17 protein-coding genes are annotated in these 24,602 nt (G+C 48.3%); 7 read left to right on the top strand and 10 right to left on the bottom strand.

Going from position 1 to position 24,602, the window contains the following annotated elements:
* Positions 1–24: 24 nt before the first annotated feature.
* Positions 25–3,060 carry an SbcC/MukB-like Walker B domain-containing protein gene (locus ADIS_RS03050; RefSeq protein ID WP_010852835.1) on the bottom strand — a complete coding sequence of 1,012 codons (3,036 nt, stop codon included), beginning with the start codon at positions 3,058–3,060 and terminating at the stop codon, positions 25–27.
* On the bottom strand, positions 3,057–4,286 hold the full coding sequence (locus tag ADIS_RS03045) for a metallophosphoesterase family protein (protein ID WP_010852834.1): 1,230 nt from the start codon (positions 4,284–4,286) through the stop codon (positions 3,057–3,059). The genes ADIS_RS03050 and ADIS_RS03045 overlap by 4 nt, the downstream gene beginning before the upstream one ends.
* Before the next feature lie 108 nt (positions 4,287–4,394).
* Between ADIS_RS03045 and ADIS_RS03040 the strand changes: the two genes are divergently transcribed.
* From ADIS_RS03040 to ADIS_RS03030, 3 genes are all read left to right on the top strand, one after another.
* Positions 4,395–4,901, top strand: a complete 507-nt coding sequence (locus ADIS_RS03040; protein ID WP_010852833.1) for a septal ring lytic transglycosylase RlpA family protein — start codon at positions 4,395–4,397, stop codon at positions 4,899–4,901.
* A gap of 190 nt (positions 4,902–5,091) precedes the next feature.
* A complete protein-coding gene (locus tag ADIS_RS03035; RefSeq protein ID WP_010852832.1) occupies positions 5,092–6,177 on the top strand; it encodes an efflux RND transporter periplasmic adaptor subunit in 1,086 nt (361 codons plus the stop codon).
* A complete protein-coding gene (locus tag ADIS_RS03030) occupies positions 6,177–9,236 on the top strand; it encodes an efflux RND transporter permease subunit (RefSeq protein ID WP_010852831.1) in 3,060 nt (1,019 codons plus the stop codon). Before ADIS_RS03035 ends, ADIS_RS03030 begins: the two co-directional genes overlap by 1 nt.
* An 89-nt stretch (positions 9,237–9,325) precedes the next feature.
* Here the strand turns inward: ADIS_RS03030 and murA are convergent, their stop codons facing one another.
* The 4 genes from murA to ADIS_RS03010 form a co-directional block, all read right to left on the bottom strand.
* Positions 9,326–10,633, bottom strand: a complete 1,308-nt coding sequence (gene murA, locus ADIS_RS03025) for a UDP-N-acetylglucosamine 1-carboxyvinyltransferase (protein WP_010852830.1) — start codon at positions 10,631–10,633, stop codon at positions 9,326–9,328.
* Positions 10,633–11,310, bottom strand: a complete 678-nt coding sequence (locus ADIS_RS03020) for a DUF4290 domain-containing protein (protein ID WP_035804476.1) — start codon at positions 11,308–11,310, stop codon at positions 10,633–10,635. The genes murA and ADIS_RS03020 overlap by 1 nt, the downstream gene beginning before the upstream one ends.
* 96 nt (positions 11,311–11,406) lie before the next feature.
* Positions 11,407–13,656: an ATP-dependent helicase gene (locus ADIS_RS03015; RefSeq protein ID WP_010852828.1), complete on the bottom strand. Its 2,250-nt coding sequence runs from the start codon at positions 13,654–13,656 to the stop codon at positions 11,407–11,409.
* Positions 13,657–13,676: 20 nt separating this feature from the next.
* Positions 13,677–14,576: a lysophospholipid acyltransferase family protein gene (locus ADIS_RS03010; protein WP_010852827.1), complete on the bottom strand. Its 900-nt coding sequence runs from the start codon at positions 14,574–14,576 to the stop codon at positions 13,677–13,679.
* Between the two features lie 125 nt (positions 14,577–14,701).
* On the opposite strand from ADIS_RS03010, the gene ADIS_RS03005 reads away from it, so the two are divergent.
* Genes ADIS_RS03005 through nadD form a run of 4 tightly spaced genes read left to right on the top strand, consistent with a single transcriptional unit; the run spans position 14,702 to position 16,753 of the window.
* The gene (locus ADIS_RS03005; protein WP_010852826.1) at positions 14,702–15,298 is read left to right on the top strand and encodes a sigma-70 family RNA polymerase sigma factor; all 597 of its coding nucleotides are present in this window, start codon (positions 14,702–14,704) and stop codon (positions 15,296–15,298) included.
* Between the two features lie 27 nt (positions 15,299–15,325).
* Positions 15,326–15,595, top strand: a complete 270-nt coding sequence (locus tag ADIS_RS03000) for an anti-sigma factor (protein ID WP_035804474.1) — start codon at positions 15,326–15,328, stop codon at positions 15,593–15,595.
* 13 nt (positions 15,596–15,608) lie between these two features.
* Positions 15,609–16,184, top strand: coding sequence for a guanylate kinase (gene gmk, locus ADIS_RS02995; protein WP_010852824.1), 576 nt, complete (start codon positions 15,609–15,611; stop codon positions 16,182–16,184).
* A gap of 2 nt (positions 16,185–16,186) precedes the next feature.
* Positions 16,187–16,753 (top strand): nicotinate (nicotinamide) nucleotide adenylyltransferase, encoded by a 567-nt coding sequence (gene nadD / locus ADIS_RS02990; protein WP_010852823.1) that lies wholly within the window; start codon positions 16,187–16,189, stop codon positions 16,751–16,753.
* Here nadD and ADIS_RS02985 read toward each other — a convergent pair.
* The 4 genes from ADIS_RS02985 to ADIS_RS02970 all read right to left on the bottom strand — a co-directional run bounded on the left by ADIS_RS02985 (position 16,747) and on the right by ADIS_RS02970 (position 24,537).
* On the bottom strand, positions 16,747–18,096 hold the full coding sequence (locus ADIS_RS02985; protein ID WP_010852822.1) for a vanadium-dependent haloperoxidase: 1,350 nt from the start codon (positions 18,094–18,096) through the stop codon (positions 16,747–16,749). The two genes, nadD and ADIS_RS02985, sit on opposite strands and share 7 nt — an antisense overlap.
* A gap of 63 nt (positions 18,097–18,159) precedes the next feature.
* Positions 18,160–19,575 carry a vanadium-dependent haloperoxidase gene (locus ADIS_RS02980; protein WP_238325363.1) on the bottom strand — a complete coding sequence of 472 codons (1,416 nt, stop codon included), beginning with the start codon at positions 19,573–19,575 and terminating at the stop codon, positions 18,160–18,162.
* Complete coding sequence (locus ADIS_RS02975; protein WP_155907086.1) at positions 19,559–22,900, bottom strand: VCBS repeat-containing protein; 3,342 nt, start codon at positions 22,898–22,900, stop codon at positions 19,559–19,561. Before ADIS_RS02975 ends, ADIS_RS02980 begins: the two co-directional genes overlap by 17 nt.
* Positions 22,901–23,088: 188 nt before the next feature.
* Positions 23,089–24,537, bottom strand: coding sequence for a Gfo/Idh/MocA family protein (locus ADIS_RS02970; RefSeq protein ID WP_010852818.1), 1,449 nt, complete (start codon positions 24,535–24,537; stop codon positions 23,089–23,091).
* Positions 24,538–24,602: the final 65 nt, after the last annotated feature.

The following is a 24,602-nucleotide window of genomic DNA, read 5'->3' as shown; positions in this document are numbered from 1 at the left end:
TACAGGGTATCTCCGATGCTCCATCTATTCAAATGAGTAGGAAATCTGACTGCCAGCTTCCGGATCCAACGTCACCTGTGCATACACTTCTATTTCCTGCTGTAGGTCTTCCACATGGCTGATGATGCCTACGATTCGGTTTTCCAACCGAAGGGACTTGAGGGTTTCAAATACAATCCGTAGGGAGGTCTTGTCCAGTGCTCCAAATCCCTCGTCCAGGAAGAAGAAACTCTGTTCGGCCCGGTTGAGCGATTTTACTTTTTCGGCCAGCGCTAGGGCCAGGCAAAGGGAAGCCTGAAAAGTCTGCCCACCGGAGAGGGTCTTGAGAAGGCGTTTTTTTCCTCCGTTCAAGTAGTCAATAACCCAAAACGTGTTGTTTTCATCTATTTCAAGGCTAAGACTGTTTTTGGTGAGCTTCCGAAAACGTGAATTGGCGGTATTACATAACTCTTTTAGGTAAATACTGCTTACATATTTTACAAAGCCGCTGCCCTTGAAGAGGCCTTCAAGTTGCTTTAGATTAGATTCACGCTTTTCCAAAGAGGCAAGTGAAATGTCCAGTGACTTTTTTGTTTCCATGTCCTGCATGCCAGAAGCCAGCTGTTGCTCCAAGATAGTGACCCGTTGTTGAGAAAGGTCGTATTTTGCCTTTTTCTCGGCTACCTGCCCTCCCATCTCTTGGTAGGCGTCTGGGCGAAAGTCGAGTATGCCGGGGCGGGATTTAAGCTGCCCGATTCGGTCTTCTATGCGAATGAATTTATCATCAAAGCGCTGTATTTCGGCATCCACTGCATCAGCGTCCAAGGACTTACGAAATAGGTCTACCACAGTTTCATGGTCGGAGAAGCCCTGTACTTTCATTTCCGCCAGGTACTTTTGTTCGAGTTCCGCCAGCTTTTCAGTCGTTTCGGCCAGCTGATCTGAAAACTGGGACAGACTGGCCTGATTACGGGCAGCCTTTTCTTTCAGTTCCTGAAGGTGCTTCCGTTTACTGTCATATCTATATGCGGTTTCTTCTATATCCCTTTTTACCTTGTCAATGGCAGCCAATATAAAGCCACGATCTTTTTCAAAATAGGGTGCACAAAATGGGGGATCACTGATCTCCTCCCGTTTGCTCTCTAAGGCACTGCTGAGCGTAAGGGTCTTCTCATGGACAACATCCCGTTTTGTTCTCTTTGCTTCAACCGCTTCGATGAACAGGTTCAACTCCTTCCTTTTCTCACCTATCCGGTTGTGGACTGCCTGCCACTCTTTATGTTGTTTGGAAGCGCGTTCGATTTTTTCAGCCAATTGCGCCGCGGAAGAAATCCTTTCGGTGACAAACGTTTTTTTCAGCGATGCAAGCAGATCAACGGTGGTGCCCAGTAATACCTCGGCATTCTCTACCTGTGTCTGAAGCTGCTCGCGTTTGAAGAGCTCCTGCTGGTACCGGTTTTCCAGCAGCCGTATTTCCTCCAGTCTTTCCTTTTCCCGGGTAATTCGCGTTGCGATGGTTAGCTGCTTTTCGCTTAGGTCGGATGGTTCCAACGGGTCCGGATGGTCGGCAGATCCACAAAGGGGACAGGGTTTGCCTCCTTCCAATAGGTGCACATGGGCTGCCAAGCCGGATTTGTACTGAAATTCCTCCCGTTCCTTCTCCAGATGGAGGATGCGCTCTGCTTGGGATTTAAACCAATTGCCAACTTCGTGGACAGAGGTAGGCATTTGACCAATCAACCGATCCAAGGATGCAGTGGACTCCTGCCCTGCCTTTTTCAGTGACGCTAGGTCATTACCATGCTTGATTTCTTCCTTTTCCAACCGAAGCCACTCGGCGTGGGAAGTCTTCCACTGGGCCAATTGTTCCGGATCAATCAAAGTGATGGCCTCCTGACGTATTTGCAAGATTTCGATCTCTGAGAGGGCATTATTCCTGTCCAACTCAGCGTTTTCGATTTCCGGGCGGAGCTGTTTGAGTTCATGCTGCGCTTTGTCTAAGGAGGTGATCAACTCCTGCACCTGCAGCACTTTTTGGAGATCCCTGATTTTGGCCTCCCGATCGGATCGTTGGTCTGCGCGGATCCTTAACTCTTCTACCTCTATCCCGTACTGATCGATCTCCTTCTTATACTCCTCTTCGTGTTTTTGGCAGTTAATGACCGAAACCCGGTATTTTTCTTTGTCCAATTTGAGGGACTCCACACCGTCGACTAGTGGCTTCAGGTATGTTTTTGCACGCCGGTATTCTTTGATCCTGGCCCGTTTTTGGTCTATTTCAATTTTGGTTAGCTGTAATAGCTTCAGTTCCTCATTCAATGCCTTCAAGTCGTTAAAATCCTTGCTCAATGCCTGCTGTTGCTGATAAATTGCTTGGATTTTGGTAAGTTCATTTAAGCTCTCCTGAAGAAGGGTTTTGGAGGACTTAACGTCATTTCTCAGATTTTCTAAGGATGCTTCTGTAAGGTCTTGGAAAGCGCCAAGCTGGGTTTCGACACGGATTTTTTCTTCACGCACTGTTTTCAACAAGCTGCCGGTTCGGGGAGCCAAATCAAACCGCTCCAACCCAAATAGTTCTTTCATCATGTCAGCCCTTGGGCCGGGTGTAAGATCTATAAACTCCCGGAATTTGCCTTGTGGAATAATCACGGTCTGCTTGAAATGTTCTTTTTTCATTCCAACCAAGGCCTCTGCCCGTAGTTCGGTGGGTGTGAGCTGATCACCGGACTTCTCATAAAATGTGTGTTCTGCGGGGCGTATCTCCTGAAAGTTTTTGCTGTTGCGTTTTACCGAATACCTGGCCACATACGTTTTGGCGTTTTTTGGACCGGCCTTGAATTCAAAAACAATCAAGAGTCCATCACTTTGAAGGTTGACCATGCTGTTTTTTTCTCCCCTATCCGCAAGGCGCTCTGTACTCCCGTAAAGTGCCAGCAGGATGCCTTCCAAAATGGAGGACTTACCGCTGCCTACTGCCCCGAAAAGGCCAAAAAGCCCCGCAGCGGTCAGTTGGCTGAAGTCAATGGTCTGTTTTTCCCGATAGGAATACAATCCTTGGATTTCAAGTTTGATTGGGATCATTGGTTTTGGGGCTGGCTGATAACTTCCTTAAAAAGATCAATAAGTTCGGCATTGGGTTCGTGCAGTTTTTCGCTGTGGTAATACATCCTAAAAAGGGAGACCATGTCCTTTTCCAAGTCTTCGACCTGTAGTCCAGTATTGGTTTCTCCGGTGGAGGAGCGAATCAAAGGAATCAGATTGACTATCCCATCATGGGCAGATAAAAGCGCCTTCCTCGTGGCTGCGTCAATTGCATGATCAGCGGCAAAGGTCAACTCAACATAGCAATGCGGGTGTGCTTGTAGCCAGTCAATCGCTTTTTCCAAGCGATCGAATGTTTTCCGGTAAAGAGGACGCCCTTTCGAAAGAGGGATCGGCCGATAGCTGACGGTTTTTCCCGGCTCAGCTTCCACTACGACCACTTGTTTTTTTTGATCTGCTTCACTAAACGAATAAGATAGGGGGGAGCTTGCGTACACCAATGGGCAGGGAATGTCGGAAACGCTATGATACCGATGTAGATGTCCCAATGCGGCGTATTGGATTTGGGGAGGGATGCTTTCGGCAAATAGTGCTTGGGTGCCACCTACATGAAGGATGGGCCGCTCACTTTCCGGCTCGGGCTCTGCTTTGGAACCTTCCTGCATAAAGAAAAAGTGCCCCAAAAACAGGTTTATACCGCTGTCATCGCAGTAGGATTCGGCGATGTTTTTCCACTTGCTACCCAGGATTTCGCGAAACGATGCTTCGCGGTCACCTTCTCCCAAATAGGTTTTCAGCAGGACTTCATTGGCATAAGGAGCCAGGATGATGCGGACAGGCACTGGAAGTCCTTTGCCGCTTAGTTCGATGAATCCCGGGTCGGATCTTGACACCGAGATGTCTTCGGTAAGGCCTCCGGGAGGTACTATCGTGTCGTATCGGCTGTAAAAGATAATCCCAAGCTGACGGGCCAGGGGATCGGGGGCTTCGATGAACTGGGTACTATCGTGGTTTCCCGAGATGACGATTACCGGGCGTTTTCCGGCTTGGGAGAGCTTGCGGAGGGTTTTGTAAAAAAGGTCTACGGCTTCATGGGTGGGGTTAAAGGTGTCGTAGACATCTCCGGCCAACAAAACAAGATCCACGTTTTCCGTATCGGCAATTTCCACAAGTTCCGCCAATACCTCTTTCTGCTCTTCGATGCGGGAATATTCCTGCAGTCGTTTGCCAAGGTGCCAATCCGCAGTGTGTAGTATTTTGAGCATGTTAGCAAATAATTCGGATAAATGACTAAATTTAGCTGCTTAAACTGGGACCTGCAAGGTTGCCTACTGATTTATCATATTGGCATACGATTTGCTAACCGCCGAATTATGCGAATTCTATTGATTCTAATTGTGATTGGGTTTTCGGGTCTTAGTACGGTAAAGGCCCAATCGCCTTTTACGGTACCCGATTCATTGCTGAGCATTCAACGTGGAGAGGCGAGTTTCTACGGGAAGCGGTTTCACAAACGTCCAACTGCCAGCGGAGAAGTATACGATATGTGGGACTATACAGCTGCCCATAAACATTTACCGTTTGGAACCCTGCTAAAGGTCACCAATCTTTCCAATGGCAATCAGGCGATTGTCCGAATAAACGACCGGCTGCCCGCTAGTTCCAAACGGGTAATCGATCTATCCCGGAAAGTTGCCGAGCAGCTTGATATGGTTTTGGATGGGGTAACGGAGGTGGACCTCAGGGTGCTGAGCCATCAGGTAATCGAGCAATTGCGGGCGTATTACGAGGGAGATTCAAGGGATCTGCGCCTCAGGCTTTACTATGAACCGCTATTTCTTGCCCGAAACGATGAAGTGATTTATAAATTAAAATTTTAAGTTTTAAGGCTTGTAAAACCAAATAGGGGATGGATACGCTGTATGCCAACCCTTTTTTATTGGATAATTGTTAATTTTTATAAAAAAGAGTAAGTTTTTGTTGGGCTGTATTTAAATTTTTAGTTACTTATAGGATCAAACGAGTAAGGGGGCGAAAAGGTCGCTTCCCTTCTATATAAAAAACCTTCCTATGAGCAAAGCAATCGTTTTTTGTGCCCTCCTTTTCGTGAGCAGTATATTTTTTGGCTGTAAAGAAGAAAAAGAAAAAGGAGAAGAGATTCCCATGGAATCATTTAGAGAAGAGGTGCAGCCCACGTCCGTTCAGACGGGCGTTTCCCAGCGAAAATCCTTTGACTACCTCATCAATGCAACCGGCAAGATTGAAGCGAGTAGCCACGTCATGGTAATAGTCGAAAGGCAGGGGTACTTAACCGACCTGACTGTTTCGGAGGGTGACCGGGTACAGGCCGGACAGGTAATTGCCAAGCTGGATAACAGAGATAGCAAGTTTGCGCTGGAAAAGGCGCGGGTCGAGCTACGTTCCAGCATGGCGGTATTTGAAAATGAAAAGCTGGGCTTTCCAACCATCTATGGAGATCCGGCCCTTGATTCCCTGGCCCTCGCCGAGTGGGATACCCGTCTTAAAGCCAAAAGCGGAGTGTTATCCGCTGAGATTTCCCTAAGGGAAGCTGAATTGGAGATTGAGAAATCTACCATTAAGGCTCCCATTACCGGCACAGTTGCTGATGTCAAACTCAAACAAGGCAGCTTGGTAAACAGCGGAGACGAGGTGTGCGAAATCATCAGTACAGGCCAGTTGGAGATTCGGGTTAAGGTGCTGGAGTCTGATATCAACTTTATAACTACGGGACAAACAGCGGAGATATATCCGGTGTCTGGCGGTGAAGAAGGCCTCCGGGGACAAGTGGTGGCCATCAACCCCAAAGTGGATGAGAATGGACTGGTGCAGGTGACCATTAAGCTTCAAAATCAAGGTAGGCTGCTGCCTGGAATGAATGCACGTGCGGTGATACGTGCGCCACAAAACAACAGCCTGGTAGTACCCAAGCAGGCGGTCGTTTACCGGTCGGGTAGGCCGGTTGTATTCACGATAGAAAACAATCAAGCCATTTGGAACTACGTGGAGGTGGGCAAGGACAATGGCAGGGAAATGGAGATTCTAGATGGCTTGACAGCCGATGTGGAAGTTATTGTGAGCAATAACGTGCAACTGGCCCATCAGGCACCTATCCGGATCCTAAACGACGCGCTGTGATGGTTAGATTTTTGCTCGCCAGACCCATTGCCGTTGGTATGACCTTTTTGGCACTGATCGTTTTCAGTGTGATTGTTTTTAGAACGCTGCCGGTGTCGCTTCTGCCGCCGATCGATGTGCCGCAGATCGTCGTCAAAGTGAATTATCCCAATGCTTCCCCCCAAGCCATCGAACAAAACATCCTCAGTACCATCCGGGAGGGGCTGATGACCTTAAACGGTCTCGAACACATGGAAAGCAAGGCGGGCAGTGAAGTTGGAAATATCCGCCTTACCTTCGATTTCAGCACAAAAATGGAGCTTGCCTACATTGATGTGAACGAAAAAATCGATCGCTTGATCAGCGGTCTTCCAGAGGATTTGCCACGCCCCCAGGTAATTCGGATCAACACCAATGATATTCCCGTAGTCAGGATTCAGGTGCTTCCAAAGGGAGAGATGGACTATGCGGAGGTTTCATTACTGGTGGAAAACGTTCTGAAGAAGCGGCTGGAACAATTGGAAGGGATCGCGTTGGTGGACATAAACGGTAAGCAGGAGCGCGTGATCACCGTAGAGCCCAACCGGGCGGCACTGGCCAGCTTGGGTATGACGGAACAGCATGTGATCGACGCGATCGTAGCCGGCAACAGCGAGCTCCCAGGCATCAGCGTAGAAGATGGTCAATTTCGGTATTACCTTAGACTTGCTACACGTATAGAAACCCCGGAGGACATCATGGGGCTTCCGGTAAGGAAGGATGGCCGTTCTTCGGTGAACTTGGGCAAAGTAGCCAATGTGGGGTACGAGATAGCCAAACCGGTCGGTTTTCACCTTTTCAACGGAGAGGAAGGTTTGGTCATCACCGTACACAAGCAGGCCATGGCCAAAATGAATGAACTGATGCCGTTGGTCAGAGACGCCGTTGATCAATTTAGGCTGGATTATCCACAGGTAAGGTTTGAGCTTACCCAAGACCAATCCATGTTGCTAAATGCCGGTATCAGCAATTTGCAGACAAGTTTGCTGTTTGGAGGGATTTTCGCTTTCGGAGTCTTGTTTTTCTTTATGGGCAACTACCGGATGCCTATAATTATTGGGGTGAGTTTGCCATCCTCCCTGATCATCAGTTTTTTGGTATTTTACTTTTTCGATATTTCCATCAACGTGATTTCCCTAAGCGGGCTCGCATTGGGTTTGGGAATGTTGATAGACAACTCCATTATTGTATTGGATAACATCAGCCGGAAGCGACAGGAGGGGTTGCCATTGTTTGAGGCTTGTGTGACAGGAGTGAACGAGGTAATGTCCGCATTGATCAGCTCCGTGTTGACGACCCTCGCGGTGTTCGTGCCACTGGTGTTTTTGAGTGGCATATCAGGAGCGTTATTCTACGATCAGGCGGTTTCGGTGGCGGCGATTTTATCCGTTTCCTTATTGGTTGCCTTTATCCTGTTGCCGTTATTGTATAAGATGTTTTTTGCGACAAAAGAAGGAACACCCCTACCGGAAGATAGTCGGGTGTTTTCCGTGGTTTTATCGCTTTACAAACGGGTGTACAGACGGATATTTGCATATAGAAAGCTGAGTCTGGCGGTTCTTTTTTCATTGATTCCGGTGATGCTTCTGTTGAGTCGGCTGCTTCCTGTGCAGGGACTTCCACCTATTGAGAAGTTTGACGCTCTGTTGCAGGTAGACTGGAATGAGCCGATTAACGCCAGTCAGAACCGCGAACGGATTACGACTATTATGCAGCAGTTGGAGGGAGCTTTCGTGCATGCAGAAAGTGATGTGGGCCTACGGCAGTTTCTTCTTTTTGAGGGGGAAAGTTCTATCCAACAGGCGTCTCTCTACCTTATGTTTTCCGGCGAGGAACAGAAGGACTCTCAAGTTGCCTTTCTCCGAAGGTATTTCAGGCAGTATTATCCGCTTGCAAGTGTCGAAATCCAGGATGCACCCAATGCATTTGATCAGCTCTTTAGCTCCGAAATGGCCTATTACGAGCTACGATGGAAGGATCTCGCCAGCAAGCGCCCCATCGAAGAGAGGCAGATGGACCAATGGCTGGAGGAGCTTCCTCTGAGGGAATGGGAGCGAGGCCCGGGCCTCCAAAAAGAGTCTGCAGTAATATTCCGAATTGACCAAGAAAAGCTTGCCTTATACGGAATCGGCGTAGACCAATTGCTCCAGCAGATTCAAAAGCTGTTTGGCAGCTACCTTATTACGGATATCAAACGCTTTGGGGAGGTAACCCCGATACGGCTGAAAGAAAACCCGGTTGACTTCCAGCAGGTGTTGCGCACTCATTATATTCGGGGAAATGACGATACCCCCTACCTGCTAAGCAACTTTGTAAGGGCAGCCTATGACAGTCATTATAAATACGTTACCGCTGACCGAAACGGTATCTATCAGTCGATCCTCGTTTTAGGTGACAATCCCGATGCCCATGAGGGTGATTTAAGGAAGTGGGGCACGGATAGAAATCTCGCAGTAGAGTTTACCGGGCAATTCTTTCAGGACAAGGAAACCATCCGCCAGTTGGTCGGCATTCTTTTTATTTCTGTGCTGTTGCTGTATTTTATCCTAGCCGCCCAGTTTGAAAGTTTTGTGCAGCCGCTTATTGTGATATTTACTCTGCCACTGGGAGTGGGAGGTGCATTTGTTGTGCTCTGGTTGACGGGCACCTCACTAAACGTCATGTCTGCTATAGGCCTGGTGGTGATGTTAGGTATTATGGTCAACGATGCCATCCTAAAGATTGATACCATCAATCGTCTACGAGTGAGGTACGACGAAGATGCCGGCAAGCTTGATGCCCGGCAAGCCTTGGAGCGAGCCCTGTATCAGGCGGGGGAAATTCGACTCAAGCCCATACTAATGACCTCAATCACCACCATATTGGCACTAGTGCCCGTGGTTTTCAGTTCGGGACTAGGGGCAGATTTGCAGCGTCCCTTGGTATTCAGTGTGATCGGTGGGTTAACCATTGGGACATTTACCGCGCTTTACTTTGTGCCGCTCATGTATTGGTTTTTGGTGAGGAAAAACCGCTTCGCATCTGTGCAGCCTGTTGCCTGATTGTCGCCTTGGAGACAATCAGAAAAAAAAAGAGCGGATACCCTTCATTGCCGAAAGGTATCCGCTGCTCGTTTTAGGTGGAGTCAGAATCAATCGATGCGCTCAATACTTGCTCCGAGTGCATTCAAACGCTTGTCGATGAACTGGTAGCCCCGGTCTATCTGCTCGACGTTGTCGATGACGGAAGTACCTTCTGCCGACATAGCTGCAATCAGCAGTGCCACACCTGCCCGTATATCCGGGGATGTCATCCGGATTCCCCGTAGCGGGTATTTCCGATCTAGCCCGATTACGGTAGCTCTGTGCGGGTCGCAAAGAATTATCTGGGCACCCATATCGATCAGTTTATCGACAAAAAACAAGCGGCTTTCAAACATCTTCTGATGTACCAAAACCGTGCCTTTGGCCTGTGTCGCGGTTACCAGCACGATACTCAACAGATCGGGCGTGAAGCCCGGCCAAATGGCGTCGGCGATCGTTAAGATGGAGCCATCTATGAAGGTTTCGATTTCGTAGTGCTTTTGGGAGGGCACGTGAATATCGTCTCCGATGATGTCAAGTTTGATCCCCATTCGACGAAAGATTTCCGGGATGATCCCCAGCTTATCCGCCTGTACTTGTTTGATAGTGATTTCGGATTGGGTCATGGCGGCCAGGCCAATGAATGAACCGATTTCAATCATATCGGGCAATAGCGTATGGGTGGTGCCGGCAAGGTAGCCTACTCCTTCGATTTGTAATAGATTTGACCCTACACCGGATATTTTTGCTCCCATGCGGTTCAACATGCCACAAAGCTGTTGGATATAGGGTTCACATGCCGCGTTGTAGATAGTGGTTTTTCCCTTTGCCATCACTGCCGCCATAATGATATTGGCAGTACCCGTCACGGAGGCTTCATCCAGCAGCATATAGCACCCGCGAAGATCACTGCCGTCTATGTGGTAGATTTCTTTCTTTTTATCGTAGCGAAAGGTGGCTCCTAATTTTTGAAAACCGGTGAAGTGGGTGTCCATCCGTCTGCGTCCGATTTTATCCCCTCCCGGCTTTGACAACTTGCCCGTTCCGAACCTTGCCAATAAAGGGCCCAGTATCATAACGGAACCGCGGAGAGCGGAGGCTTTATCAAGGAAATCCTGTGTTTCCAGGAAATCCAAATCGATGGCCGCCGCATTGAAGGTATAGGATTCAGGACCATTTTTCCTGACGGTTACCCCCATGTCGCTGAGAAGTTCTATCAGTTTATTGACATCTCTGATGTCCGGGATTTTGTCGATAGTGATATCCTCTGGACTCAACAATACGGCACAAATCACCTGTAGGGCTTCGTTTTTAGCGCCTTGTGGTATGATCTCACCTTTTAGTTTCAGTCCTCCCTTTACTCGGAATGAAGCCATTAATTTCGTCTCTTTTTAGGATTGGGGTTGTTGTTTCGGCGTTTGTTGTTGCCGGAAAAACCCTTTCTTGCGGACAGGTTGTTGTTTTCGTTTTCCTGGACAGAGGGTGGCTTGAAATCCCTCCGTGTGGAGGTTTCGAAAAGGCCGTTTTCCTTCACTTTTTCCAGGTCTATGTGCAGCTTGCCCTTGGAAAGTATTTTGATGTCGTCGATGATTATCCCGTCGTCAAAGTTTTCGCGGTTCCAGGTAGAATGAAAACTTCGCATAAGCCGGCCAATAAAAATGATAGCCGCCTCCTGCTCCTCGTCGTCCTCTATTTGGATCGCATTTTCTATGAGCTTTTCGATGTTTCGGCCATAATGTTTGAATTTGACCTCACCTTCGGGATATCCCACTACCTGGGGGCGTTTGCCAAGCAGTTCTTTTGGAGGCATGGGAAACGGAGCGTCTATGTCCAGTTCAAAATTGGACATGATATACAGGTCGTCCCATAACTTTTGATCACTCTCTAACTTGAGATTTGGATTGAGCTGCTTCATCAACTCTACCAGTGCATACGCGTATTCGGTACGCTTTTCTTTGCTGGGAACCGTTTTGATAAAGTCTACCAGCTTTTGGATGTTTTTTCCGTATTCTTTCAAGATAACTGTATTTTGCGTATTCGGTGAGACTGGCATGGCATTTCTGTCTTTTGGATCCTGAGTGAATCAATTTAAGAAAAATTTTCTGATTCAGGAAACCATTGCCACTACCACTCAAAGTGTTGACGAGCGTTATTCCACTATCCGGAGCTTTGCAAAGCTAAGTAATAAAGTCTTATCCCCAAAATTATCGAAATGGATTGAGGCTTTTCGGTTTGCCCCCTCCGTCTCTACTTTCATTACAAGACCAAACCCAAACTTGGGATGCTCCACCTTCATGCCTTCTGCCAGGTTGTTCGTATTGGAAGGTTTGAAATCAGGACTTGGGGTGTGCACCTTGGCCGTAATCCCTTCCCGGATGGCCGGCCTTTTTAATCCCACAAACCCATTTTTACCTTCTCTACCAGGAAACTGAAAGCCACCTACCGATGTGTCCATTTTTTTGGTCACCTTGATATAGGTTGGGTCTAGTTCTTCTAGAAACCGGCTTGGTTCGCAATTTAGCAGGCGACCGTAGCGGTACCGGGTCATGGCGTGGGTGAGATAAAGCCGCTCCATGGCGCGGGTGGTGGCGACGTAAAACAACCTGCGCTCTTCTTCCAGATCCTCCCTGCTTTGCATCATCATTTGGGAGGGGAAGAGATCCTCTTCTAACCCTACCACAAAGACAAATTTAAACTCCAATCCTTTGGACGCATGGATCGTCATCAAGGTTACGACGTCGTCGTTGTTTTTGTTTTGGTCTTCATCCGTGAGCAGGGCTATCTCCTGCAGAAATGCGCCTAGACTTTTGTTTTCGTTTTCGGGACCGTCAACGTATTCCTTGATTGCATTGAGCAGTTCCTGTACGTTTTCGTACCGGTTCAGCCCTTCGATTGTCTTGTCTTCGTATAGCTCTCGTAGGATGCCGGACTGTTTTGCTACCAGTGAGGCTACCTCGTATGCATCTTTTCGCTGCATTTCCATAGCAAAGCTGCGTACCATCGTGGTAAAATCTTCCAGGGAGGTGACTGCCCTGCCGCTAAGGAAACTTGAGGCATTTGTAATCACCTCCCAGATGGGGATGTCGTGCTCATAGGCGGCAATCAGGATTTTTTCCACCGAGGTATCCCCAATGCCCCTTTTCGGATAATTTACGATCCGCTTGAATGCTTCTTCATCGGACGGATTGACCACAAAGCGGAGGTAAGCCATCAGATCTTTGATCTCCCTGCGTTGGTAAAAGGACAGTCCACCAATAATCCGGTAGTTGATGTTCATTTTACGCAGTGCTTCTTCCAATGCCCTCGATTGGGAATTGGTCCGATAAAGGATGGCAAAGTCGCTGTTTCTTAACTGAAGCTTGTTTTTTTCTTCAAATATCGTCGTGGCTACCAGTCTTCCTTCCTCATTGTCGGATGCGGCCTTCATCAGTTCTATGGGTGCACCATGGTCATTTGCCGTCCAGATGTTTTTTTTCAGTTGGGCTTTGTTTTTTGCAATAATGGAATTGGCCGTATGAACGATGTTTTTGGTAGATCGGTAGTTTTGTTCCAGCTTTACAGTGTGGAGATCGGGATAGTCTTTTTCAAAATTTAGGATGTTCTGTATATCCGCTCCTCGAAAGGCATAGATGCTTTGTGCATCATCTCCTACCACGCAGATGTTTTGGTGTACGGCTGCCAGTTTTTTCGTAATAAGGTATTGGGATAAGTTGGTGTCTTGAAATTCGTCTACCATGACGTAGCGGAACCGCTGTTGGTATTTGTAAAGCGCGTCCGGATGGTCGCGAAAGAGCACATTTGTGTTAAACAGCAGGTCGTCAAAGTCCATGGCTGAGGACTTGAAAAGTCTTTCCTGGTAGGTTTTGTACAGCTCTCCCATTTTTGGCTTCATGGCAGCCTCGTCGTCGGAGCGGATATAGGGGTCGTTTAGGTACGCCTCCCAGGAAACAAGGCGATTCTTGGCACCGGAAATTCTCGAAAGAACGGTGCTTGGCTTATACACCTTATCGTCCAGCTTTTTTTCTTTTACAATCGAACGGATCAGGGATTTACTGTCCTCAGTATCGTAAATGGTAAAATTGGATGGATAGCCCAACCTGCCGGCTTCTACCCGAAGGATCTTGGCAAAGACCGAGTGGAAGGTTCCCATCCACGTATTGCGCGCCTCCAAGCCGATGAGCTTTTCGATGCGTTGCTTCATCTCATTGGCGGCTTTGTTCGTAAATGTAAGCGAGAGAATCTGAAAAGGGTCTACTCCTTTTTGGTGGATAAGGTAGGCAATCCGTATGGTCAGCACACGTGTTTTGCCCGATCCGGCCCCCGCAATGATCATCAGGGGGCCATCCGTGTATTCTACAGCCTCACGTTGTTGGGGGTTGAGATTAGACAGGTAGTCCATTCGCTTTTTTTGAGTTCACGCTATCCGGTCCTCAGGCCGGATTTGTCTGGTTCGGGTTCAAAGGTACTATTTCCCGTCGACTTTTTCTCCTTCCAGCGGTTGTGGGACCAGAGGTAGATGGATGGATTCTTCCGTATGTTGGCTTCTACCGCCGCAATATAGGCGTCGGTAATGCTGTGGGGAGCGGTATCTTTGTAAGGTGGAGAAGCCAATAGATGATAGGTATAACGATAATGTCCGCGCTTGGTTTTTTCAATTTCCCCGTAAATCACCGGTGAGCTAAACTTCTTGGCCATTTTCTCAGCCCCTTCAAAAAAGGGTGCTTCCCGGTTCATAAACGTCGCCCAATACCGGGATTCTGAAAATTGGGGTCGCTGGTCAGCTGCCAGCCCAATCATACGGGGCGTATTTCTATTGGCAATCAGGTGTTTGATGAAGGAGTTCCGCTCTACCAAGGAACCTCCGAACCTGCTTCGGATAGATCTCATCAGTAGCTCAAATACCGGATTGCTGACTTTCAGGTAAACGGTCTCACAGGCTTTGTTCAATTGGCGGTTCATGGCGACCACATGCCCCTCCCAGTTAAAGAAATGAGCCTGCACGCCGATGATTACTTCCCCCTGCCTTACACGGTCAGTCACCAGTTCCGGGTTTACCAGCTTGTAACGTTTGTCAATTTCTGACTCCGACAGGGTCAGCAACTTGATGGTTTCAACAAAAGAATCGGTCAAATTCCTGAAAAAAATCTTTTCTATTGCCTTTCTTTGTACCTTGGTTTTCTCTGGGAAGGCATACGCCAGGTTTTCGCGTACAACCCGTTTTCGGTAGCCGATCAGGTAGTATGCGATCAGGTAGAAGCAGTCGCTGATTAGGTATAAAACGCCTGTGGGCAGTAAGGAGAGGGCTTTGAAAAAGAGCATGGATGGCGAACTAACGGGGTTCAGACGGTACGCCGCCTAAATCCGGTCGGCAAAATAGTAAAAATCATGCGACTTTATTCCTAATTATTAGTTATAAATTACGTCAATTCGTAATTTTAATTCCTATGTCAGAGGTTCAAAGAAAAAAATATTCAGAACGCGATAAGAACAGCATCTTTGATCAGGAATTTATGCCCCACATAGATTCCATGTACAATTTTGCTTACCGGCTAACCTTTGATGAAGACGATGCCAAGGACTTGGTACAGGATACTTACCTCAAAGCCTATCGGTTCATCAACTCCTTTGAGCGGGGAACCAACGCAAAGGCATGGCTTTTCAGAATTTTGAAAAACAGCTTTATCAATGAATACCGAAAGAAAAGTAAGCAGCCCGCCAAGGTAGATTATCAGGAGGTTGAAACTTATTATAACTCGGATAACGTTGATTACAATATGACCTCCGACCTGCGGGTAGATGCTGTCAAAGATATGCTTGGGGATGAGATCTCCAACGCACTCAATAGTCTGGCGGTTGATTTCAGGACAGTGATCATTTTGTGTGACCTCGAGGGATTTACCTACGAGGAAATGGCCAAAATCCTCGATATCCCCATAGGTACCGTGCGTTCCAGGCTCCACAGGGCCAGAAACCTGTTGAAAGATAAATTAAAAGATTATGCTCAACACATGGGTTATGATACTGAAGGAGAGGAAGATTAACTAGATGTCAAGAACTTAAATTTACCAATGGACAAATTCGACCCATCTACACCACGTAAACTTAATTGCAGTGATGCAACCAAGTGCTTCAAACTGTTGGAAAGCATCTTGGACGGTGAAGCGGCCCTGGAGGATAGGCACGTATTGGATGAAAAGTTGGCCAAATGCCAGCCATGCTTCGAGCACTTTCACCTAGAACGGGCCATCCGGGAAGTGCTCAAGACCAAATGCACCAAGCACCTGGTTCCCACAGAGCTTGTGGACAGCATTCGGCAAAAAATCCAAGAGATAAAATAAACCGAAGTACTTCATGTCTACAGGCAAAGCCATCATTTTCTCAGCTCCTTCCGGGTCTGGAAAGACCACTATTGTTAGACACCTTATCCAGAAGTTTCCAAATCTGGGATTTTCCATTTCGGCCTGTACCAGAGACAAGCGCGGAAGGTTGGAGCAACATGGTAAGGACTATTATTTTTTGACTCCCGAGGAATTTAAGCAAAAAATCGACCAAGATGCGTTTATTGAATGGGAAGAGGTATACGAAGGTAATTTTTATGGTACCTTGAAAGAGGAAATTCAGCGGATCTGGGATAATGGCAAGCATGTGATTTTTGATGTGGATGTCAAGGGTGGTCTGAATCTGAAAAAATATTTCGGCGATAAGGGGCTCGCCATTTTCGTGAAAGTTCCCAACTTGGAAGATCTCGCCACCCGCCTGCGCGATCGAGGTACTGAAACCGAAGAATCCCTCTCCCGGCGAATGTATAAAGCCAAATTTGAAAGCAGCTTTCAGGATCAGTTTGATGTTGTATTGGTTAACGACGATCTGGAAAATTCTTTTGCCCAAGCGGAACGATTAATAGGTGCATTCATCAACCAGCCGTAATTTTGAAAATAGGACTATTCTTTGGTTCCTTTAACCCTATCCATATCGGCCATTTGATAATAGCCGATATCATGCAGGATCAGACGGATTTGGAAGAGGTGTGGTTTGTGGTCAGTCCCCAAAATCCCATGAAATCCAGCAGATCTCTGCTGCATGAGTTTGACCGGCTTAAGATGGTTGAACTGGCCATCGCCGACAATTTTAAGTTTAGGGTGTTGGACGTAGAGTTTCACATGCCCAGGCCGAGCTACACCGTGGATACGCTGGCCGTCCTTTCCGATAAGTATCCTCAGCATGAGTTTAGGCTCGTAGTGGGAAGCGATAACCTTACCCATTTCCACAAATGGAAAAACAGTCAGCAGATTCTCGATTTATTTGGATTGTATGTCTATCCAAGGCCGGGTAGATCCGGCGGCATTGAGCACCCAAACATTCATTTTATCGATTCGCCTTTGATCGATATTTCGGCTACGTTTATTCGGGATACCCTCCGTAGGGGCGGGAGCGCGAGGTATTTATTACACCCACACGTGTTGGACTATATCCGGGACAAGAAATTGTATTATTGATCCCCTCTAGCAGCCATTTTCGACGTTCTCGTTGAGATTTTTGTAGCGAGGTAGGCAGCTACGTGCTCCCCTTGTTCAGATCCGTACTCTATAGCAGGCATATAATGGATGCCACCGTAAAATCGGCTGATGGCCGCTTCTGCCGCCGCTTCATTAAAGGAATTGAATTCCCTCGTACCCAGTCCAAAATTTACCTCAGTCGTGTCCACAAAATGAAAGGGCTCTCCCAATAGGCCGGTGAGCACACGGGAGGCAGCGGTTGAAATCACGCTATGTCCACTGGTATACTCTGGGAATGGGGGGGTTTGAAGAAGGGGCACCCAATCTTCGTCCATGTACCGGTTAATATAGGTCTCGGGCCGTATCAGGACGCTGCGGTACTTTTCGTCCCAGCACGCTATGAATGCATCAAAGACATAAATGGAGGTTAGGGCTAGGGTTTCAGCGGTTGCCTTCCAGTCCAGGTTTGCATTTTTGGAGGCAATGCCAGCAATGCCCACCCAGTGGCCTCCGGGTGTTATTTTTTTTTCGGCATACATGACATGCCCCTTTACGTTCATTTTGTACGGATTACAGTCCCAGAAATAGGCGATTTCACGCTGCTCTGGAGTCAGTTGGTTACCAATGTCCATGACAGCCTTTGCCTCTTGAAAGAACTGGCTTTCCGGTTCGAATCCAAATTTTGTGGCGGGCTTTGGGATAAATTGGTTGGCCGAGTCCAAGGCAAAAGGACGGATCTTGTTCCAATGGGGTTCGATGCCCTCCATGTAGGCAGGTGGGGTAGGTTTCCAAACGTGTGCATCGTCACCTGAGGTGTATTTTTCGAATGAGCGGCTCTGGTGGTAATTGTCTTTCGACGCATACGCCAGTATGTGCGCGGCCACGGCCTCGCCTAATGCATGGGATTCGACTATGGTCTCGTTGGAGGCACCGAGCTTCTTTACTTGGGATAGCAAGCGATCCTTATCATCGGAAACCATGTGGGCAGAAAATACCAGGCGCGCACCAACTTCGTAATAGGCAACCAATGCTGCCAGTGGTAGGGAGACGTTTTCGGTTATCTGAAATGTGGCTCCTTCAAAGCCGTTGAGTTGCCCTGCCAGGGAGCGGTAAGTGGTTGGATCTCCAAGCACCGCCACTTCAAAAGCAGCTATGGCCGGGTAGGCATAAATTCTGCTTGCCACGGGAGGGGAAAAGATATCGTGTACCATGGCATTGGTAAGGGTACCCCCTGCCTCTACCAACCTGCCGCTTGATTCCAAATAGGCGATGTAGTCGGTTTTTTCGGTGCAGGCAAACCAAGCTGCTGCCAACAACAGTATGGGTATTATTCTTCTAGTCATTTATTGCGATACGAGTGATGGAATAAAGCTACTACTTTTGTTTGGGAGAAGATATGATTTTCGTCACCTGGGTACAGGCATGGCCATGCTTTTTTCGGCAAGCAGGTTTACTACCCATTTTCCAACTGCCTTTCCCTGTGTCTGCCCATTTTCGATCGCGTCCATAAAGTGTATGCCCCCGTATAGCCTAGATATACTCGCTTCGTTGGCCGCATGATAAAAGGAATCAAAATCCCGGGTTCCCAAGAAGTATTTTTCTTCCACGGTGTCGGTGTATTCGAATTCCTCGCCGAAAAAGTGGGTCAATATTTCCGCAGATGTGGTTGAAATGGTGGAATGCCCACTCAGATATTCAGGAAATGGCGGCGTTTGCAAAAGCGGGGTATAATTGGGGTCCAGGTATTTTCTGATGGCGGTCTCAGGCCTGATGCGGTTGCTTCGGTATTTTTCATCCCAGCAGCTCAAAAACCCATCCATCAGGCCCACCGCTACAACGGCAGTGATTTCCATTGCTTTGTTAAAGTCAATGCCTGACTCACGGCAGGCAATATCGGTGATTCCTATCCAGTGCCCTCCGGGAGAAATCTGTTTCAGACCCACCATGAGATGTCCTGTTTCTTCCAATGCAAAGGGGTTGCAGTCCCAAAATGCAGCGATTTGCTGTGTCTCCGATGTCAACTCCTCCTCATATACCTGGCGCATCAATTGGAAAAACTCCGAACTTGGGTTTTCTGAAAATGGTGCCGGAGGAACCGGCTTGAACTGGTCTGCTGATCGGAGCGTAAAAGGTCTAATGGTGTTGAAATACGGCTCTACCGGGGCAAAGTAGCCAGGTGGCGTGGGGTACCAGGAACCAGGGGCTTCCCTAGGGGTATACCTGGGATAGTTACTGATCTCTCTATACCTGTCTGTCTGTGCATAGGCAAGGACTTCTTTGGCGATAAAATCGGCATAGGCTTCCGAGTCTTTGATCGTCTTCTCTTGAAGCCCCCATGTCCTACAGGAATCCAAAAAAGAATCCTCCAGTTTAAGTAATTCTGAACCAGATGGTTGAAGGGTGGATGCTACCTTGATCATCGACAACGCTGCCGTTACTTGGGTATGCTGGTTTGGAAAATCATCTCTTTTTGGGATTTGCGGATAGTCATTCAGCACCAAGGCCATAGAATGAAACCCCTCATCCTCCTGGCTGACCACTTCGTATCCTGCCAGTGTAGCATAGGCATAAAACCTGGCTGCCAGCGGGGGATTGGTGATGTCATGCACCATGATATCGGTCATGGCTTCCGTGATCCACCCGATAATACCTGCGTCAAGTGCAATTTCATCTTGGTCGGAGCTGGAAGCGCAAGACGCACTTATTAAAAAAGCTGTCAGCAGGAACGTTGTCCGGATGCCTGCCCGGCAAACTCGATGCAACGGATTTGAATAATGGGATGGATAGATTAGACGCATGGTACCCTTACTTCGTTTTTTCATAGGCGACAATCCCTTTTTGGTTGATGCCAAAGAGGAGGAAATTGTTCAGTGATAGCATACTGCGGACATCTCCTCTGAGGGCCAAGCCGCTCTCCCGCTGGGGGATATATTGGAAGGTTCCCGTGCCGTTTCCTTTTAGCAAGGTTCCGTAGTTGGCATCGTATTTCCCAAAGCGTAATCGGGCGCGTTCGATGTTGCCTCCCAGCAGGATGTCTGCATAGCCGTCTTTGTCCACATCATCAACGAGTATGGAGAAAACCGGAGCGTACTGTGCCTCCAAGGGCAATGGGGTGGCTACAAGTTTCCCGCTAGGCTGGGAAAGAAATAGGGACGTATGCAAGTGGGTTGCCCTTGCGTACCCGGCATCTTTTAACTCGGATTCGGTAAATATCTCCGACAAGGTTGCATTGGCATAATCCGCGTAACTCGTAAAGCGTGTCCTCATCATAGAGATTTGATCCAGCAGTTCATCCCTTGTCAGATAGGGATAGCTTTTACCCTGTATGTAAAAGGAAAGGATGGGATCCACCGCACCGTTATTGTCAAAGTCCTTGTAGTGAAGCTCTGCAGGTTCGGAGCTGGAAACCTTCACCTGGCTGTTTAATCCGTGGTTTCCGATCAGCAAATCTGGCTTTCCATCCCCATTTAGGTCTCCCGCCCATAGGCAGTTCCACCACCCGGAATATTCTTCGTCCAGATAGTCCGTCCTGACGTCCGTCAGCCGATTACCGGCTTTCGAAAATATTCGAACGGGCATCCATTCACCAACGATGATCAGCTCGTCGCTGCCATCCCCGTCCAAGTCTACCCAGTCGGCATCGGTGACCAACCCAAGCTTTTTGATTTCCGTTGACCACTCATCTGTTTGGATTGAAAACGAGCCGTTGCCACCGTTGATGAGCAAATAGGAGTCCGGTATTTCCGGGTACCTTCCTGGGATTACGCGGCTGCCTACAAATAGATCGGGGAGGCCATTACCGGTAAGATCCGTGGCGGCAACCACCCCTGTGCTTGTAGGCATTTCCGGAAGGAGACCCTCTCCCTTTTTGAAATTTCCCTTTCCGTCATTCAAGTAGATTCGGTCCTGTAGCTTTGGGTCGCGGGGAAGAAACGCTCCGTATCCTCCACTAGCTACATAAAGATCAAGAAAGCCATCGCCATCTACGTCCAGAAAAAGGGCATACGTGTCTTCATGGTCGGCATCCGCTTCAAAAACTCCGGAAGAGGCTACCCGAAAAGAGCCTCCGGGAAGTTGGAGGTATAGCTTGGATACGTCTCCAGCATCGGATCCCACAAACACATCTTCCAGTCCATCTCCATTGACATCCGCTTTTGCCATCACCGGACCACCAAAGGATAGCGGGTTTACCAAAAGTGGCTGCCGTTTAAAATCGTTGAGGGAATTGGATCTTTGGGTATTTTCAAAAGGTGGCCTTACGGGTTTCAACAGAGAGCGAGGATTATCTGTCACTAGTTTCCCTTTAACGGCTTCTGATTCGCGCAGCGTGACCGTTTGGTTGGTAGATACCTGGTTGATTCGTTGGATTTTCTGGCTGGGCCACACGATGTGAAGGGAGTCGATTGTACTCACCTCTCCCAGGCCGAGGTGCAGTACGGGAGAAACGCTTGATTGGTACCCACGCGTGGGCATTTGTTCCAGAAATTGCTTTGTGTCGCCGTGGTAGATCGTGATTTTTGCACCAAGTCCAAGGGTGTTCTTCCCTTCGCCCTCTAGATTTATTTTCAGGAACCGATTGGAAGATTGGACACTTGATTCGTTCCGGTAGACAAATGCCGGCAAACTGACGTTATTGACAATCAAATCCAAATCCCCATCGTTGTCGAGGTCGGCGTAAACCGCCCCGTTGCTGTTCGCAACCTGATCCAAGCCCCAGGAGCTGGTCTGATTTTGAAAAGTAATACCCCCGGTATTTTGGAAGACATAGTTGACCACATTCGACGATGGCATGGAGTACACCAATTCCAATACGTTCTCGCGTTTGAGCCCTTGGTATTTTTTGATGTAGTCGGCCATATACTTTAAAAAGTCCTGATTGGTATAGTCGCGGTGGTATCCATTGGTGATATACAGGTCTTTCCAGCCGTCATTGTCGAAATCGGCAAACAATGCGGCCCAACTCCAGTCGGTATTGGAGATCCCGGCCAGTTGGCCTATTTCGCTAAATGTCCCGTTGCCATGGTTCAAGTGCAGCATGTTTCGCATGTATTGATGGTGGAACCCAACCCGAAGGTTGAACTCGAACTTCTCGTAATTGTCGGGGGCCATCAGCAGCTTCTGCCGTTTGTTGTCCTCTGGCAACATGTCGAGGGTAAAGATATCGACAAATCCGTCGTTATTGATGTCTGCGATATCGCTGCCCATCGAGAAGTTGGATATGTGCCCCATACTTTCGTTGATCACATCTGTGAAAGTGCCGTCACCATTGTTGATATAAAGGTAATCAGGTACGGTGTAGTCGTTGCTGACATAGATGTCCATCCAGCCATCTCCGTTTATATCTGATACAACTGCTCCTAAGCCATAGGAAAGGGATGAATGTTGGATGCCCGCTTTTTCGGTGATTTCGACGAATTTTCCATTATCATTCCTGAAAAGTTGGGGGCCAGCCAGGTCGGGATGCTTTAGTATTTCAGCGGTATTGGATTCATCCAGTATGGGCAAGGATTTTGGGTTGTGGTTCAGCAGAAAAAGATCCAAATCCCCATCATTGTCCATGTCAAAAAAAACGGCCTGCGTGGAGGTTGCCTCACTATCTATTCCATACGTAGCGGCTTCCTCTGAAAAAATCGGGATACCGTTTTCGTTGGTACCTTGGTTGATAAATAGCTGGTTTCGCCTCTTGTCTGGGGGTAGGCTTCCGGAATAGCATACATAGATATCCAATAGCCCATCCCCGTTTACGTCTGCCATGGTGACCCCGGTTGCCCAGGGCCCTGGGCGGCCTTCCACCTGTGCAATGGCCGTAACGTCTTCAAATTGCATGTTTCCTTTATTCAGGTACAGCTTATTGGGAACCATGTTGCCGGTAAAATAGATATCGTCGAGACCGTCTCCGTTCAAGTCGCCTACCGCTATGCCTCCACCATTGTAAAAGTACTCGTACATGAGTATGTTGGTGTTCAAGCCTTCGGTGAGGGTGTTTTCAAAGGTAATTCCTGTACTAGAGGAAGGCAACAGAGTAAACAGCGTGGGGGCAGCTAGGGCTTTTTGCTCGTTTGGTTCACTGGGAGAGGAACATCCTGCGAGAAAGCACATTCCCAAGAGTACTAGGCAGTTTCGGTGATTTAACAAAGCCATTATCATTTGTTTCTGCCTCAAATATAGGCAAATCCAGCGGTATGACGCCAATGGTGGCCCAAACAGGCCGCAGAGTACGCTAAATAGGGTCGAGGTGCAAGTTTCCATTTTTTGGAGAAGGCGTTTGCTGTTAAAACGTAAAAAAGCTGCCCGGTCAATCAGGCAGCTTCGGAATATTCCACTCTCAATTTTTGTTACGCCAAGCTCCAACCGTCCCGATAGGGTCGTGATATAAACTGGTTGGCATTGTCGTAGTTGGTTATCCGCATATTTGCGGCGTCCCACAGGAGTTTTTTTCGTCCTAGGTAACGTTCGTCACTTCTGCGCGCTTCCGGATTGTCCCGCAGCATCCAGCTTCTGATTGCCAGGTTTCCAATAAGGATGCTTTCGGTAAATGGCCCCGCATATTCAAATGGAGAGCTTGTCTCTGCGTTTCCGTAGCCTGCGAGACAGGCGTTGACCCAGTTTAGGTAATGATCCTGATCGGGAACGCGTTGGATGGTTTCGGGAATACTTAGGATCTCGTTGTCTTTTAGCGGGAGTAGGCGCGGGTTTGCTCCATAGCAGTCGGCCATCAGTTTTCCCTTGGTACCGATGAACAATACCCCACCGTCGGAATTCCCGAATGCCTCGCCTGGAAGAAGTTCTTCCGGTTTTTCGGGTAATATTCCCCCGTCGTACCAACTGACTTTGATGTCTCCTTTGGCGTCTTTGCGCGGGTAGTTTAGGTGGATGGATGTCGAAAAAGGCGTCCAATCGGGGTTGTGATCTTGCTCCCGTAGGGTAAAGGTCCAGGTTCCCGCTACGCTACACTCTACCGAATTTGGAAAATCGATCGGCAATATACGAAATACGGGATCCATGATGTGACAGGCCATGTCTCCTAGCGCGCCTGTGCCATAGGGCCACCAACCCCGCCAGTTCCAAGGCAGATAAGCTTCGTTATACGGAACTTTGGGGGCAGGGCCCAGCCACAGATCGAAGTCAAGCTCTTTCGGTATTTTAAAGGATTTGTCGGTAGGTACGGCTTGGGGCCATACGGGGCGGTTGGTCCAGCATTGGACTTTCTCGACGGTTCCGATGATCCCGGAATCGTAGATTTCTTTCATCCTGCGGACTCCATCCCCGGATCCACCTTGGTTCCCCATTTGGGTGACCACTTTGTATTTCTTTGCAGCCTCTGCCAGTACCCTGGCTTCCTGAATGTTGTGGGTTAGGGGTTTTTGGGTGTACACATGTTTTCCGAGTTGCATGGCCGCTAGGGTGGCTACCGCATGCGTATGGTCTGGGGTAGATACTGAGCAGGCGTCTATGGTGTCTTTTTCCTTTGACAGCATTTCCCGGAAATCCTTGTAAAACGTAGCCTTGGGAAAGTTTTTTTTCGATTCCGCAGTCATTCTGTCATCTACATCGCAAAGGGAGACGATGTTGACATGGGGGCTTTTGGCAAATGAGGTGAGATCGCTGCGTCCTTTACCGCCCACGCCGATGCCTGCGATGTTTAGTTTGTCACTAGGGGCAATGTACCCAGCACCCAGCACATGCCTGGGGACAATAAAAAAAGAGGAGGCCGCAGCCAGAGAGGTTTTCTTTAAGAACTCTCTCCGTGAATCTGTGTTTTTTGGGTTGTTTTCTTCTTTCATAAATGGGGGTAGATGGATTGAACGTACACGTATATTGTCTATACCACGTTTTGGGCTAAACCGAC

Origin of the sequence: Lunatimonas lonarensis (assembly GCF_000390185.1) — a bacterium.
Taxonomy (GTDB): domain Bacteria; phylum Bacteroidota; class Bacteroidia; order Cytophagales; family Cyclobacteriaceae; genus Lunatimonas; species Lunatimonas lonarensis.
This window is presented reverse-complemented; position numbering and strand designations above follow the sequence as displayed.

What these genes read in the sequence shown, in the direction of transcription:
- ADIS_RS03005 (WP_010852826.1), top strand. Translation starts at nt 14,702, where the DNA reads ATGTCAGAGGTTCAAAGAAAAAAATATTCAGAACGCGATAAGAACAGC.
- ADIS_RS03010 (WP_010852827.1), bottom strand. Translation starts at nt 14,576, where the DNA reads ATGCTCTTTTTCAAAGCCCTCTCCTTACTGCCCACAGGCGTTTTATAC.
- ADIS_RS03035 (WP_010852832.1), top strand. Translation starts at nt 5,092, where the DNA reads ATGAGCAAAGCAATCGTTTTTTGTGCCCTCCTTTTCGTGAGCAGTATA.
- ADIS_RS02970 (WP_010852818.1), bottom strand. Translation starts at nt 24,537, where the DNA reads ATGAAAGAAGAAAACAACCCAAAAAACACAGATTCACGGAGAGAGTTC.
- ADIS_RS03050 (WP_010852835.1), bottom strand. Translation starts at nt 3,060, where the DNA reads ATGATCCCAATCAAACTTGAAATCCAAGGATTGTATTCCTATCGGGAA.
- ADIS_RS03020 (WP_035804476.1), bottom strand. Translation starts at nt 11,310, where the DNA reads ATGCCAGTCTCACCGAATACGCAAAATACAGTTATCTTGAAAGAATAC.
- ADIS_RS03040 (WP_010852833.1), top strand. Translation starts at nt 4,395, where the DNA reads ATGCGAATTCTATTGATTCTAATTGTGATTGGGTTTTCGGGTCTTAGT.
- ADIS_RS03045 (WP_010852834.1), bottom strand. Translation starts at nt 4,286, where the DNA reads ATGCTCAAAATACTACACACTGCGGATTGGCACCTTGGCAAACGACTG.
- gmk (WP_010852824.1), top strand. Translation starts at nt 15,609, where the DNA reads ATGTCTACAGGCAAAGCCATCATTTTCTCAGCTCCTTCCGGGTCTGGA.
- murA (WP_010852830.1), bottom strand. Translation starts at nt 10,633, where the DNA reads ATGGCTTCATTCCGAGTAAAGGGAGGACTGAAACTAAAAGGTGAGATC.
- ADIS_RS02980 (WP_238325363.1), bottom strand. Translation starts at nt 19,575, where the DNA reads ATGAAAAAACGAAGTAAGGGTACCATGCGTCTAATCTATCCATCCCAT.
- ADIS_RS02975 (WP_155907086.1), bottom strand. Translation starts at nt 22,900, where the DNA reads ATGATAATGGCTTTGTTAAATCACCGAAACTGCCTAGTACTCTTGGGA.
- ADIS_RS03015 (WP_010852828.1), bottom strand. Translation starts at nt 13,656, where the DNA reads ATGGACTACCTGTCTAATCTCAACCCCCAACAACGTGAGGCTGTAGAA.
- ADIS_RS02985 (WP_010852822.1), bottom strand. Translation starts at nt 18,096, where the DNA reads ATGACTAGAAGAATAATACCCATACTGTTGTTGGCAGCAGCTTGGTTT.
- ADIS_RS03030 (WP_010852831.1), top strand. Translation starts at nt 6,177, where the DNA reads ATGGTTAGATTTTTGCTCGCCAGACCCATTGCCGTTGGTATGACCTTT.
- ADIS_RS03000 (WP_035804474.1), top strand. Translation starts at nt 15,326, where the DNA reads ATGGACAAATTCGACCCATCTACACCACGTAAACTTAATTGCAGTGAT.